Annotated in this window: 11 protein-coding genes and 1 pseudogene; all 12 read right to left on the bottom strand. The window is 66.3% G+C overall.

Features of this window, described 5'->3' with window-relative positions; genetic code table 11:
- Positions 1-2839, bottom strand: a pseudogene (locus OS124_RS24755) (hypothetical protein); the annotation flags it as partial.
- The gene (locus OS124_RS0114270) at positions 2836-4911 is read right to left on the bottom strand and encodes a hypothetical protein (protein WP_010140403.1); all 2076 of its coding nucleotides are present in this window, start codon (positions 4909-4911) and stop codon (positions 2836-2838) included. The gene OS124_RS0114270 and the pseudogene OS124_RS24755, both read right to left, overlap by 4 nt.
- Positions 4908-5447: a hypothetical protein gene (locus tag OS124_RS0114275; RefSeq protein WP_010140404.1), complete on the bottom strand. Its 540-nt coding sequence runs from the start codon at positions 5445-5447 to the stop codon at positions 4908-4910. The genes OS124_RS0114270 and OS124_RS0114275 overlap by 4 nt, the downstream gene beginning before the upstream one ends.
- Positions 5447-7666 carry a hypothetical protein gene (locus tag OS124_RS0114280; RefSeq protein ID WP_010140405.1) on the bottom strand — a complete coding sequence of 740 codons (2220 nt, stop codon included), beginning with the start codon at positions 7664-7666 and terminating at the stop codon, positions 5447-5449. The genes OS124_RS0114275 and OS124_RS0114280 overlap by 1 nt, the downstream gene beginning before the upstream one ends.
- A complete protein-coding gene (locus tag OS124_RS0114285) occupies positions 7663-8259 on the bottom strand; it encodes a hypothetical protein (protein ID WP_010140406.1) in 597 nt (198 codons plus the stop codon). Before OS124_RS0114285 ends, OS124_RS0114280 begins: the two co-directional genes overlap by 4 nt.
- A gap of 61 nt (positions 8260-8320) precedes the next feature.
- Entirely contained in the window at positions 8321-8782 is a 462-nt protein-coding gene (locus tag OS124_RS0114290) for a hypothetical protein (RefSeq protein WP_010140407.1), read from the bottom strand.
- Positions 8783-8852: 70 nt separating this feature from the next.
- Positions 8853-9797 carry a phage capsid protein gene (locus OS124_RS0114295; RefSeq protein WP_010140408.1) on the bottom strand — a complete coding sequence of 315 codons (945 nt, stop codon included), beginning with the start codon at positions 9795-9797 and terminating at the stop codon, positions 8853-8855.
- 880 nt (positions 9798-10677) lie between these two features.
- Positions 10678-11664, bottom strand: a complete 987-nt coding sequence (locus OS124_RS0114305) for a hypothetical protein (protein WP_010140411.1) — start codon at positions 11662-11664, stop codon at positions 10678-10680.
- Positions 11636-11971, bottom strand: coding sequence for a hypothetical protein (locus OS124_RS0114310; RefSeq protein ID WP_010140412.1), 336 nt, complete (start codon positions 11969-11971; stop codon positions 11636-11638). The genes OS124_RS0114305 and OS124_RS0114310 overlap by 29 nt, the downstream gene beginning before the upstream one ends.
- Positions 11968-12204 (bottom strand): hypothetical protein, encoded by a 237-nt coding sequence (locus tag OS124_RS0114315; protein ID WP_010140413.1) that lies wholly within the window; start codon positions 12202-12204, stop codon positions 11968-11970. Before OS124_RS0114315 ends, OS124_RS0114310 begins: the two co-directional genes overlap by 4 nt.
- A gap of 101 nt (positions 12205-12305) precedes the next feature.
- Positions 12306-13940, bottom strand: a complete 1635-nt coding sequence (locus tag OS124_RS0114320; RefSeq protein ID WP_010140414.1) for a portal protein — start codon at positions 13938-13940, stop codon at positions 12306-12308.
- Positions 13937-14127, bottom strand: a 191-nt coding sequence (locus tag OS124_RS28060; RefSeq protein ID WP_010140415.1) for a hypothetical protein, incomplete at its 5' end; no start/stop codon positions are given. The genes OS124_RS0114320 and OS124_RS28060, both read right to left, overlap by 4 nt.

Genomic DNA, 14127 nt, shown 5'->3' on the forward strand with positions numbered 1-14127 from the left:
GAGATCGAGGCCTGACTGGCGGAAGGCTCTCGATCTCGGCGCGGAGATCTGCATCCGCAACGTCCTGCTCCGAGAGCGCGGCGGCACCTGTGGCGTCGTCTCGCGCGGCCGCCGCGACGACATCGCGAAGATCTCGCTCCGCCTGCAGGTCCGAGGCCACCGCCTCTCGGCTAGCGGCACCTTGGTCGTATACCCCATCTGGCATCGTCCGCAGATCTGGCGCGTCTTCGGCCGGCGCGGCCCGCGGAGCAGGTTCGCCCAGTTCGTCCAGATCCCCGAAGGTGTCAGGATCGATCCGACGCAGCGCATCGACTGGCGTGGCCCGGTCGACCAGGTCGCCCCCGGTTCGACCGATCACCATCGCCTCACGTGCATAGCGCGTCAGGAACTCGGCGATGGCGCCCTTCGAGGCCTGCCGCCCTCCCGGCATGAACTTGCGCACCAGCGCCCGGGTCAGCGGCGCGACACGATCCCCCAGGAAGAGATCCACATCAGCCAGCAGGTCCTCGAGGACGCCGGCCACGCCGGCACCTGTCTCGGCCGCGGTCTCCCGCGCCAGCATGATCAGCCGCGCCGCATCGATGACGAACGGGGTGATATCGAACTCCGCAGCCACCACATCCGCGTCGATCGCCGCGCGAAGCCGCGCGAGATCCGGCGCGGCCTCGGCCATGGCGTCCATCAGGCTGCGCAGCTCCCCGCGCTCCGCCTCGACATAGCGGGCGAGGATGTCCGGATCCGGAAACGCCCTGGCAAAGAGCGCGTCGCGCAACTGACGGATGCCGTCGCTGCTGATCCGTCCCTCGGCCGAGAGGAAGGCATTCCGCTCGGAGCGCGGGAAATTCCCGATGAAGGCCCGGGCGAAGTCACGATTGCGGGCGGACCCCAGCTCGGCCTTCGGGTCGTAGGCTTCCAGCGCGTCGTGGGTCAGGGCCCGCTGACCGATACCGGCCCGCTCGGTGGCGTTCATCCGGGCGACACCGCTGTCCTGGGCCTCGACCACAAGCCGGCGCCGTGCGTCCGGATCCAGCTCACTGGTGCGGCGGGCGATCAGCACCGGCCGCTCGATGCCCTCCGGGATCGGCTGACCGGTGCGGGCCTCGATCTGCCGACGGTAGGCCTGGGCACGATCGTACCCGAGCTCATAGGCCCGCTCGATGGCGCGGGCCCGGCCGTTGCCGCTCTCGATGACATTGTCCGGGCCGACCAGCGGTGCGCCCCGATCAGCTTCGGGTCCGTCCATCAGGCGGGCCGGATCAAGGTTCGCCGCGGTCTCGGCCACCCAGGCGTCGCTGGTTGCCCGGCTTCGATCCCTCGGCTGCAGGTCACCGCTGGCCTGACGCAGGGTCGACAGATCGACCACCTGGTACTCGACCTCGACCCGCATCCCGTCGCCCACGCTGACCTCGCCCGATCGGGTGTAGGGCCGCGAGGTTTCATAGGTGGTGTAGTTGCTGCCCGCAGGGCGCACCGGAGCATCGTATCGATCACCGCCGAGGATCCCCATGACCACGCCGCGATCGACACCGGCCGCGTTGAGACCATCTCCGGCGTAGGCCGAACGCCCATTCGACAACGGAAGGGCGGCCCACTCCTGGGCCAGGTTGTCGGCAAACTGGTCTGCGGTAATCTGGCCGGACAGGTACCTGGAGAGACCACGGCGCTCCATCAGAGCCAAGCCCAACCGCTCCTGCATCGCCTGATCGAAGAGTTCGTCGCCTTGCAGGCCAAGTTCCTCGATCAGCCCCCTGAGGGTACTGCGTAGGATCTGATAGCCTCCCATCGCGCTGGATTGGGCACCAGCTGCTACATTGGCGTCCTGATAGTCCAGCACCTCGTTCAAGGTCATTTCCGTGAGCGGGCGCGGCGGCGCGATGACGGAAAAGTCACTGACCCTATTATAGTCGTTCCCAGCTTCGGCCTGGCGGATCATGGTGCCAAGTGATGTCTGCACAGGTTCGGCCGCCCCCTGCCCTTCCTGCCGCGCCACCTCGGCTGCCATGCGCCGATCGGCCAGCGCCGCCGCAGCCTGTTCCACTTCGACCATATGATCCAGGGCACGGTCATCTTGGCGAAGCTGTTCAGCCCGCGCCTCGCCCCGGGTGCGCAGGTAGTCAGCGCCACGGGTCAAGCCATGGGCGATACCGGCGCCGGCAACGCCCAGCCCGGCCGAGAGCGCGGCCGCCGTCGCGACCTGCTTCGCGGCCTCCGGTGCGGGCAGCCCCAAGTCCAGGGCCGCCTCGCGCTGATCGGGCAAGCTGACGTATTCGCCGAGGGCGCCAGCCGCCCCCTCGGACAGGGCCGTGCGCGCGGCCAGGGCGCCAAAGCCCAGCTTGGCGCCTACCCCGGAGAAACCGCCCAGGGGCAGGGTCAGCAGCGTATACTCATCCCTGGCGCCGGCGCCGAGACTGCCCAAGAGTTCGGGGAACCAGGCACCTTCCGGGACATTGCCCTGCAATTCAATGATTTCCTCGAGCTCGGCACGCCGGCGACGTTCAACCTCGGCATCGAACTCCGCCACGCTGGCCGGCAGCCGATCGAAGGTCGCGGGCTCGAAGCCGCGCAGCTCGGCGATCCGTCCCGCCGCCTGATCCCGCTCCAGGCGGAACCGCTTGTCGCTGCTGCGGGTCCTGGTGCGGATCGGCACGTCGGGCCCGATCACCTCCTGCATCTCCGTCAGCAGCTCGCGCTCGTACTCGGCCTTCTGCTTGCCGAAGCTGTCCGTGGTGACGCGATCCCAGCGATACTGCAGCTCGACCCGTTCGGTCCAACTGGGCAAGCCGCCCACCAGCGGATCGTTCGGCGCGACCTCTGCGCCCTGCCGCCCGAACCAAGTCATGGTGCGAACACCCTGCTGAGGCGGCGCAGGCTCATCTGGTAGTCTCCACCGGTGTCGGCCTGGATGGTCTTCAGCCCGGTCGGGGTCTCGACCTGCAGGATGTAGACGTCATCGCCGATGGCCTTGAAGGACAGGCGTGCGTCCAGAAGATCGTCGCGAGAAATCGGCTTACCGTCGACCAGCGGCACCGCGCCGCCGGAAATGTCCCGAAGATGCGCTTCGAACCGTTCGGGCGTGAAGGACCTCGAGGCGCCCAGATAGCTGCTGCCGTCTCCGTCCGTCCCCAGCATGCGCAGGGTGTTGTCGAGCTGATCCGCATTCAGGCCCATGGGGATGATTGTCTCCGCGCCACGGAAGTCCTGGATCCCGCCCCGCGCATCTCGGCCGTCGTACTTCCCGGTGCCGCCCATGACTTCATGCGCGGCCTGGCGATAGACCTTCGAGTTCATCTCGCCCGTCGGGTCCGTCGGCTTCATGCGCAGTGCGAAGAGCGCCTCGATCGACTGGTTGATCTCCTGCTGGGTGACCTCTTCCCCGGGCAGGCCGACCAGGACATCGCCGACAACCGCCTGCGCCTCTTCCAGCCGCTCGCTGGCAGGAGGTGTCAGCGCGTTGCCGAGGTCGATCGCCGCCTGCCCCTGCAGGATTTCCTGCCCGAGGCTTTCCCGGCCGCCAGCCGCAAGCAGCCCACCGACATGCGACAGGACCGGATCGTCGAGCAGGTCCAGGACCGGCGTCGATCCATCTTCAGCGACGGCCGTCGCCGCGATCCGGGCAAGCGCGGCGCGGGTGGCGGGCTCCTGGTCCGTGTCGGCCAGAAGCTTCAGCTGGTCTTCTTCCTTGTCCGAGAATGGGCGAAGCGCCCCGCTCACGTAGCCCTCCGCCTTCATCTGCTCGGCAAAGGCCAGGCGCGCCCTCACGCCCTGGGCAAAGGCTGTCGGGTCGGCCGGATCCAGCTCGACCGCGAACTCCGGCACCGGCAGCTTCACAAGCGCGGCCTGGGCGATCGGGTCCTTTTCGTAGCCATCGAGGTTGCTGTCACGGATCTCGAGCATCGCCTCGAGCCGGCGCGCACTGCGCTCGTTGCCCGGGGCCGTGCTGCGCTCCTTGGCGATTTCCGCATCCAGCTGCGTGACCGACATCATTGCCAGCTCAGGCCGTTCCTGCATCGTGAGGACGATCGCCTCGGTCTTGGCAAAATCGTCATGCCCCGTGATGCGGGGATCCGACAGCAGATCCTGCCAGTGGACATCCTTGCCGCTGGTCGCCTCGGCACGGATCACCTGCAGGAACTCACCCGTCTCCTTCTTCTCTTGTGCGGCGCCGAACTTGACCCCTTGCTCGATGGCGGACATGGCCTGCCCGCGCATGGTTGCGATCCGCTGTGCAGAGAGGCCGGGATAGGCACCCTGTTCTTCGGTCTTGCGCAGAAACGCCGCCGGATCCGCGTTCAGATCCTCGGTCGCGATCGCGCCGTAGATGTCCTCACCCAGCTGGATGATCTGCAGCTCGGCCCGGTCGGGATCGATGATGCCTTCCGCTTCGCGATTGCGGATGTCGGCGATGCCGCGCTCATACCACTCCGCAGCACTTTCTCCGCCACCCATGGTTGCCGCGCGGGTGTACTCCTGCATCGCCTGGATCGAGGTCGCCTCGCGCTGCGCGATCCGGTCAGCCAGGAAACGTTTGCCGAGGTTGAAGCCATGGGCGTTCACGCTCTGATCGAAGGCCAACCCGAAGCGTTCATGGTTGCGCTGGTTCAAGCCCGCCGAGGTGCCGTCCCCCTGCAGGTAGCGCTCCCGGATCGCGGCGCTGCGCTGGTCCCAGGTCTGCCCCGCGACACGCGGGTCGGCGATCTCTTCCACCTCGAGGCGCAGGTTGTTCAGATCGCGGGTCGCATCGACCTGGGCACGCTCGAATTCGCTGTCGAGCTCGAAGCGTTCGACCTGCTGGAAGATGCCCTGCACCTTCTCGCCAAAGGCACCGAGGGCCTGCCCATCCTGTCGTGCATCAACGCGCAGGCGCGCAGCGCGCCCGGCTTCGGATCCTGCCATGGGGACTGTCAGGGTCATGACATCAACTCCGCCCATTCGTCGGCCGGGCGGTCCAGCCAGGCGCCGGCGGCACTGAGGCCACCCCGCAGCAGTGCCTGGCTCGCCTTGGCGCGATAGTTCACCTGCTCGGCCGACAACTCGGCCTGCGTCGCCTGGGCCCCGGAACGGATCGCCTGATCATTGAAAGACATCTCGGCGGCTGCGGACTGGCCGAGAAGCACGGCCGTCGCACTGTCCAGTTGCACCCCCCGCGACGCCAGCTCGGCCCGCTGCTGAGCCAGCTGGGACTGGAAGCGCCGGCGCTCGCGGTCGGCCTTGGTCGCATCGAGTGCCGCCTGGTGCCGTTTCTGGTTCTCGACCAGCTTGACATTGGCCTTGGCCGCCGAGGCCACCTGCATCCCCTGGACGACAGGACCAGCTATGGCCAGCACCGAGCCGATGGTCTGCATCGTGCTGGCGAAGGATGTTGCCGCCGCCGCCGTGCTGCCGGCGGCCGTTGCGGCGCCACCGGCGCCCAAGGCTGTCACGAGGGGGGTGATGATGAAATCGCACATCAGGCACCGACCTCCTCTGCATCGGCCACCCAGCCCAGGATGGTCATCGGGGCGCCGCCGTAGGGGCTGAACCGCAGGAAGACCTCGTCACAATGACCGGAGGCGGCATCCAGGCTGGCCACCCCGGACACCGCCTGGGTCAGATCCGCGGCAACGCTGCGCGGCACGAGGTCAGCTGCGGGACCAACACGCTCGGGCTGGCCGAAGTCCTTCTCGATCACCTGGAAGCGCCCGGCGGCAGTCCGATGCAGCATCACGCCGTTCTGGGAATGCAGCCGCCGCTTTCGCCCGCGCGCATCGCCGTCGGGTGCCGGGATCGTCACGTTCAGCGTGATGACCTCGTGTGTCTCATCGAGCAGGCCGACGACGGCATGGCTGACTGGGGCATCGATCGAGATCTCGCCGCCGGCCGGCACGGTGATCGGGCCGTACTCGCCGGCATCCGTCCAGACGTAAACGTCCTCACCGACCAGGTGAGGGACCGAGAAACTGTCGGTGGGCTCTTCTGGTGCGAAGATCGCCGAGGCGAAGAAATGCACGGCCTCGTGCATCGGACTGTCGCCGGCGATCACGCCCCAGGTGACGGCCTGCTCCTCGACCATCCGCACGGTCTGACCATCGATGTCGCGTTTCACCACCATGGTGAGGATGTCGTTGCCGGTCGTGGCGTCGGTGGTGACTGCCATGGTCTCGACCTCGCCGCCGGCGACAGGACAGGGCGCCCAGCCCAGCACGTCCTGATCCGGATCGTAGATCATGGCGGCCAGTTCGCCGTTGCCGCGCCTGAGCCACGCCAGGCGTTGCGGTGCCGATTGCCAGACCATGTCGAGGAAGCCCTCGAAGCCCAGGTGCTGGGAAGGCAGAGACAGCTCCAGCGGTCGACCGCCATCGTCCTCGAGGGAATAGCGGATCTCCATCACCCGGCTGGCTTCCTTGGTCACGAAGATCGGATAGGTATAGGGCGCAATCGGCTTCACCGGGGCGGTGCCGTCCGTCGCCTCGATCTGCGTGTCGAAGGTGGTCGGGCCGATCCGCTGACCCGTCGTGTTCGAGAACCCCCGGATGACCTCCCCCAGGGCGCCGATGTAGAGGCCGCGCCGGGCTTTCATCAGCCATTGCCCGGCATTCAGGGACCGCGATCCGGAAATGGTGTAGGCGAAACTGCCGTCGGCCTCGATCGAGGGTTCGAAGTCGGCAAAATCGCCCAGCGTGGAAAACCAGACGGTGCGCGGTTCTTCGGGGGTGAACCCGGCAACCAGACTTTGGTCGTAGATCTCGAGCTGCGCCGGGTAGCCCCGCCGCGGCGACCAGGCGCCCTCCGACCAGCGATAGGTCGGCGCGGTCACCACCGGTGGCGGCAGAACCTTGAGAACCTCGGCTGTCACCGAATTGGCGTCGGTGTAGCCAGTGACGCGCACAATCCCCGTGCCATCGCTGACATAGGTCCACTTGATGCCCTCGTTCTTGTCGACGAGTTCCGTGCCATCCTCGTGGACCGGCGACACCGCGCCAGTGTTTGTCCCGGCGGCAACCTCGTAGATATTGCCGGCATTGCGCATCAGATCCCCGACAGCCACCTCGGTGTTGCTCGTCCAGAGAGGGATGTCATCGTAGCCGTCGGGCAGAAGGCGGATCAGGGACCCGACCCAATCGGCCGTGAAGATACCGCCCGTGCCGGTCAATGTGATCGAACCGCTTGCGGCGCTGGCCTGGATCGTCAGGGCCTCGTCCAGGTTCTGCACCCTGAAAGGGCCGGTCGTGAAACTGGCCGGCTCGATCGCCCAGTTGTCGAGGGCAAAGCGCGACAGCTTCTGCACCGGCAGAACACCGTCGGCCAGGTAGATCACATCGGCGGATTGCACCCAGCTCAGCCGGGCAATCGCCGCTTGGTCGTAGGGCACCTCGAGCTCGAAGGGCGCCCCTTCCGATTGCACCAGGGCACCGTAGCGCCAGACGCGCATGTACCCATCGGTGAACTCGAGGGTCAGCGCATCGTTCACTGCAAACTCGAAGGGGACGAGGCGCGCCGGGGCGTTGTTCCGGGTATAGCCCCGGAAGATCGTTCCCGGCGCCCGGGTCACGCCGCCCTGGCGCAACGGCAGATAGCCCACGCAGCTGCGCAGGCCGGTCTGGAAACGCTGGTAGTCGTTGCGGGCATGCAGCAGCGGGGAGATTTCGCCGGAGGAGAAGGCAACCTGGGGCGGGCGTGAACGGCTCATCGCGTCGCCCCCGTGGCCCAGTCGCCGCTGGCAGGCTGACCATCCCAGCGGCGAGCGCTTGCGCTGCGGTTGTCATGGGTGACAGCGCGCTCGAGGGCGGCCAGCCCCTCGGCAGCGAGATCGGCGCGCTTGGTCCGCGAGCCGACATAGAGAGGGGCCAGCAGGATCGCCAGCTGGTAGGAAACCGCGGTACGGAAGAGGGCCGGCAGGGCCTTCTCGTTGTCGATCAGGCGCGTGTAGCGGATCAGCAGCTGGCCCGTGGTATCCGTCCGGAGCAGATCTTCATCCCGGCGCCAGCTCACCTCGTCGGCAACCCAGTTCAGCCGGACCAGGTCACCTGGCAGCCGATAGACCACGGGCAGCGTCGGGTCCGCCGCAAGGCCTGCCGGCAGGACCCCGATCGGGGGCAGCGAGACCAGGCGACGCGCGAAACTCCAGTCTTCCTCCTCGAGGCAAATGCGCAGCGCCTCGGGATACTGCTCGGATGCCGCCTGCGCCTGCGGGCTGTCATCCGCAAAGGAACTCAGCGGCGACAGCTCCATGAAGCGGAAAGCCTGCTGGGCAATGGTCGAGGTGGCGATCGGCGTGGTCACGTGAAGACCTCCGGAAGACGTGCTGCACGGCGGTCAGCCCAGGGCCGACCGCCGTGGCAGATCAGGACATCAGGTAGTGGATCGCGAAGGGCATGTTGCCGGCGCCGGTGGCGGCGGCCTCGGCATGCTTCCAGAGGCTGATCATCCCGCTTTCCGGCACTTCGGCGAGCCCCAGCACTTCCCAGAGCTGCTTGCCATGGAAGGCATCGCCCTGGGTGATCGGGGTCACGATGTTCCCGGTCGCCTTGGTCTGGTCCACCAGCGCGTCGGTATCGGTCTCGGTGCCGATGACGATCTGCGCGAAGCCGTCGTTCTCGACATCGAAGAAGGTCTCGGGCAGCAGGATCGCCTGCGCCGGAAGGTCGACCAGGTGATACTTCGACGTGTTGCTGTCGGTCGCGAGGTTGGCAACCGTGCCCATGGCCACGATGACGCGACCGCGGGCACGCTGCGGATCTGCCGGCACGCTGCCGGCGACGAGGGGGTCGTGGATGAGGTCGGATTTTCCGATGACTACGGCCATGTCTGGGCCTCCATATCGTCATGTTCGAAAGGAAAGGCGGGCCGAGGATCGGCCCACCAGACGCGGCCGATCAGGCCTCGAGGCAGCGGATGACGCGCACGCCCTGGTCTTCGACCCGGCCGGCGGTCGGATAGGCGTCGACCAGGCACTGCGGCAGGTTGCGCTTCGAGCTGTCGTTGAACAGATCGCCCTCGACGTCCTGCCACATGCCGCAGACGATGTTCGCCTTGGTCCAGAGCGGGATCAGGCGATAGCCGTTGCTGTCCTTGGGAAGCCGGTTGGTGAAGAGCCAGTTGATCCCCAGCAGGGAACCGGGCTTGCCGTTCCGGATCTGGTCGACATCGAAGGGGTTCAGGTTCTTGCCGGTCTCGAAGGCCAGCTTCAGCAGGTCGGTCTTCTGGCGCGGCGTGATCAGGCCCCAGACTTCGTCATCGGCCTCGAGGCCGAAATCGTCCAGTTCCATACCCTCGGTGGCGAAGCGCATCTTGTTCAGGGTCAGGCCCGCGGCGGCATCTTCGCCCTGATCGACGGCCACGTAGTTGCCGACCGGCAAGGTCTTGGCGCTGCTCGGGGTCTTGCCCTCATGCACCGAGCCGAGGATCCCGCCGCCGGCGACCTCGTAGGTGCCGTCAGACTTCTTGCGCACGCCGAGGATCCGATCGGCGACACCGCGCTCGACCGCCTTCGTGTGCGTCGACACCAGCACCGAGGTCGGATCCTGGGACTGGTCGAACTTCTCTTCCTTGGTGATCAGCTGGCCGCTCTGGATGACGGTCGGCCGGACCAGCCAGCGACGGATGCGCTTGGGCGGGTTCTCGGGATTGCGCTGCGAGTAGTCCTCGCCTTCCTGGTACTCGACCTTATCGACCAGGTCGGCCATGTCCTGGGCCTCACCCGAGGCCGGGACGATGGTGACGGCGTTGCGCAGCGGGTTCTGCATCTGCTGCGCGACCATGCGGACGTTGTTCTGGTAGGTGAAGCGATGGTGCGACTCGACGGTCTGACGGTAGGACATGCGTGCCCCTCTCGAAAAATCAGCTTTGATGGTGAGATTTCGGAGGGGTCGCCCGGCAAATCCGGACCCGTCCTGGCGATAACACTCGCCTGTGGCGCCCGGCATTGTCCGGGATCAGACGGACCCCGAGGGGTCACCCGTCGCGTCATTCCTATGCATGACAACCAATGATAGTCAATACCAACATCGCCACACAGAAGCACAAAACGCCGCACCAAAGCAGCGCCATACCCGACGTGGATGCTATCTCAAACCACCCCATAACATGTTATTTTTCTGGGCTCAGACAGCAACATCTAGCGAAAAGCCGCTGCCAAGCCGCCGCACTCAGGAACCGACATCCAAGCAAGCACGCCATTGCAGAATGGCAAAACAGTGCATTCTACAACTTGTAGAGGCCTACACTATCAGCGGCTTTGCGAATCGGTTCTCGTGGGTTATGACGAATGGGCCGGTGAAAAAGAAATGACCGTAGGGCGGTGGCACGCCCTACGGTCCAATGCTTGCCAAAGTCGGCAAACTTCAAACCTAGTGCCGCATCCCGGCGTTAGATCTGACTTCTTACATGTTGTGTTTTGCACAACACCTCTGTTCGGGTCAAGCGTTCGGGAGGCGGCACCCCAACCACGAAAGGTTGTTTTTTATGGGTACCTCCCAACAATGCGTCACGTATGAGGACGCCCTACAGATACTCTCGCTCAAGTCTCAAGGCTTCTACCGCTGCGAGATTGCCGCGGCCTTCGGGATCGGCCAGGGGGTGGTGAATGACGTCCTTGAAGGGCGTCTTTACCCCGGCGCGAGGCTCGCGGCTCGTTCCATCATTTAACTGGAACCTGACCCTGGGCGTGGTGAATGCCCAGGGTCCTCTTGCAATCGATTGCTAGCCAGTGGCCAGCTTCGTCAGCCGTTCGATCTCCGGCCGCAGCCGCTTGATCGCCGTCTGATCTTTCTTCGCGACAGCCTGGTAGTAGTCCCCACCCGGCGACTGCAGCTGCTCCAGCTTCTGCCGGGCTTCCGCCGGCGTCGTGCTGAGCTCGAGCGCGCCGCGGCCGGCACCCAGGCCGTCCATGCTGTCCTCGCCCATCATGTCGCCGATCGCCGCGAAGAGCTTGATGATGCCGGCGTCACCGGTCTTCGGCGCCAGCGCCTGGGCGATGCCGCCCATGGCGTCCGAGGACAGCCCCGCCTTCTCGGCCAGCACAGCGGCTGCCTGCTTCGCCTGGGTCAGTTTGGCCGGAAGGTTGCCACCCCAGTCCCTTTCCAGATCCGCCATCATCTGCTGGTTCGCCTGGGCGAGCTGCTCGCCCGCCGACTGGTCCAGCCGGCTCACCTCGCCTGCGTAGAGCTCGATCATCCGGCTGAGCGCCTTGCCGCTGAGCCCTTCTTCATGGGCGATCTTGCGGGCCTGGGTTTCCAGATCAGCGTTCCAGGCGGCCCCTTCCGGCCAGCTGTCCGGGCGCTTGACCTCGTAGCCCTCGGGCGCCTCGGGGATCCCAAAGACGCCACCGTTCTGGCGCATCCAGTCCGCGACGTCCTGCCCTTCCTTGGGCTTCTGCAGCAGCTGGTCGGCGGACACGCCCAGGCGCTTCTTGGCCGAGATCTCCATACCGTTCAGACGCTGCACCGCCTCGAGCGGATCCTCGGTGGTAAGCCCGAGGGCCGTCAGGTTGCGCCGTTCATCATCGTTGAACCGCTTGTCCTCCCACCATTTGGCCTCGCCCCCTTCTCCGGCAGGGGCGGGTTCCCCGGCACCGGGCGGCGGCGATGCGTCGCCTCCCGCCGGGGGTTCGCCGCCGGCTGCATCGTCGTCAGGCGCCAGCGCGAGGCGGGCGCGGAAGTCAATCACGTTCATCAGCCAGATATTCATCTTGAGGCTCCATCATCAGGTTGTTGAGGTCTTCGGTCGACACGCCCATCAGGGCGAGCAGTTTCACGGCCATGGCGCGCTCGCCGCGCTCCTGGGCCATGCGGATCGGGTCGATCGGGTCGGGCTGCACCACGCCGTTCGCCAGGCGCTCAGGCGGCAGAGCCAGCAGCCCCGACAGTTCGACCAGGTCGTGAGCTAAGCGCCGATCCGTATGGAAGGCACGCGCCCATCGCCGGCCGCGCTCCGCCGCCGCACGCCGGTTGTTCCGGAAAAGGAACATCAGGATCTGCATTCGGGAGAAGGTCATTCAGGGATATCCTTTGCGGAGCGGGCAATTTCGCCGGCCAGGTCGGATGCCCGACCGCAGTAGTCGCGCGACGCTTCCAGGACAGCCCGCATGGGCCCATCGAGATCTTCCCGGCGCTCGGCCTGCGCGCTGTCCATCATGTGCAGAAGGGCGCCATGCAGATTGCGCGCGACCCAAAGGGCCTCGGCGATGCTCTCGGAACGATCGAATATGTCCTGTGAAATGTCGGTCATCGTATGTCTCCTCTCAGGCCCCCGCCCAACCGGGCAGGGAACTGACGCGACACGGCATCACCTTGACGGAAAACAGGTTTTTCCCGGAAGGGCCGAGCTGGTCAGGCACCGCGCTGCCCTCCCATGGCGGATGCCAGGTCGCGCACGACGCCCCCGCCGGTCTGGGCCGCCTGCATGGCCTGCTGCAGCTGCTGTTGCTGCGCGCGTCCCTGGGCGATCTGATCCGCCTCCTCGCGGGAACGCAGGATCCGCGCCGGCAAGGTCGGGCTGGCATCATGCAGCGCCTCGGTCAGCCCGTCCGGATCGACCCGATCGACATAGCGGCTGTCGAGCTGCGCGAGCGGCGCGAGGTCGTTGAGGAACTGCCGAATGGCCTGTCCTTCACGCGCCCGCAGCGCCATGGTCGCCTGGCTCTGGTAGCGGACCTGGAGCGGCATGCCCTGGGCCTCTGACGGCGGCGGCGGGATCTGCCCCGCGCGCCAGAGCATGCGGAAGCGCCGCTCGATCTTGCGCGCCCCATATTCCTCCATGATCCGGTCGGCGTGCGGCGCCCAGTTGCGCAGGCGCGCCTCCTCCATGATCATGCTCTCCTCGCTGGTGATCCCGGTCCGGCCCGACAGAGACATGATCGCGTAGTGGTAGGCTTCCTTGATGGCCTCCACCTTGGCGCGTTTCTCCTCCATCGTCAGGCCGATGTTGGGATTGCTGGTCATGTTGCGCACCATCTCCTGGCCGCGCATGTTGACCCCGCCGTAGAGCACCTCACCGGGCCGGATCACCCCATCGAGCGGGATCGCGTCCCGGTCGGGCGCAAGCTTCACCGGATCTGCGGCGAACTGCGCCGCCCGGATCGTCGCGGCCTCCATCTGGTGGACCATCCGGGCACTTGCCAGGCTGATGAACCCCGGCCCCGTGCCGTAGGTATGACCGCTGTCGACATCCCAGCGCGGGAAGTAGACCGGCATTTCGCCATAGCCGCCGACCTTGACCAGCGCCCTGCCCTCTTCGCAGGCGGTGATCGACAGGAAGGGCTTGCCCCGATGGCCCAGCTTTCCCGGCACGAAGTCGTCATTGGGCAGGATATGCCGGTAGAAGGTGATCCGGCCGCTGTCGCGGTTGGCAGCCGCTTCCACCACCCGCTCGGGCAAGGCATCGCGGCCGAACTCGCGCACGGCCCCGCGCGGGGTGAGGGTGAACTTCCTGACCAGTTCGTTGACCCTCCCATGGGCGTCGATATCGACCACCACCTCGGCCAGCGACATGGTCACGTCGACGAACTTGCGCTTGCCCAGGTCGATCTCGTCGTAGCCCGCCGCATTCCCGAAGGCCGCGATGTCGGAATAGGCTTGGAAGGTCGCGCTGTAGAATGGCGATACCGTCGGCGCCAGGCTCTGCAGGACGCGGCGGGTTGCCAGGTCATTCCATTCGGCCATCGGCTTCCAGGCATTGAACTCGGGATCCGGCGTTTCCAGCCCGGCCCAGCGATTGGCCGGGTTGGTGATCGAGGCGTAGATCCCCGATGCGAAGCTGGACTGCGCCATGATCGGCTCCGAAGAGAGCGGTTTCTCCATCTCGCGGTTCTCCGGCCGGCTCATCGAGAAGCCGCCGCGCTGCGGACGGATCAGTCGCGCGATGTCTTCCCAGTCCGGCTCGTGGAAGGCCCTGGTCGATTTCAGCTCACCCCAGCGCTGGATCGCCTCTTCGGCGGCCGGGTGGTTCAAGACAGCCTTGTTCATGCCGGCTGCCCCAACTGCCCGGTGGAGGGGATCCCCACGGCGCTGGTCAGAACGTTCGCTGCGGCACCGGAACGCCGGCGACGCAGCCGGGCCTCGATGTCGGCGCTCTGGTTGGCCTCGCGGTTGTCCGCCGAAGCCACGATCGGGTTTTGCAGCCGAAACTTTCGGCGCGGAAATGCACATGTCA

It is taken from the genome of Oceanicola sp. S124 (genome assembly GCF_000220565.1).
GTDB lineage: Bacteria > Pseudomonadota > Alphaproteobacteria > Rhodobacterales > Rhodobacteraceae > Pseudooceanicola.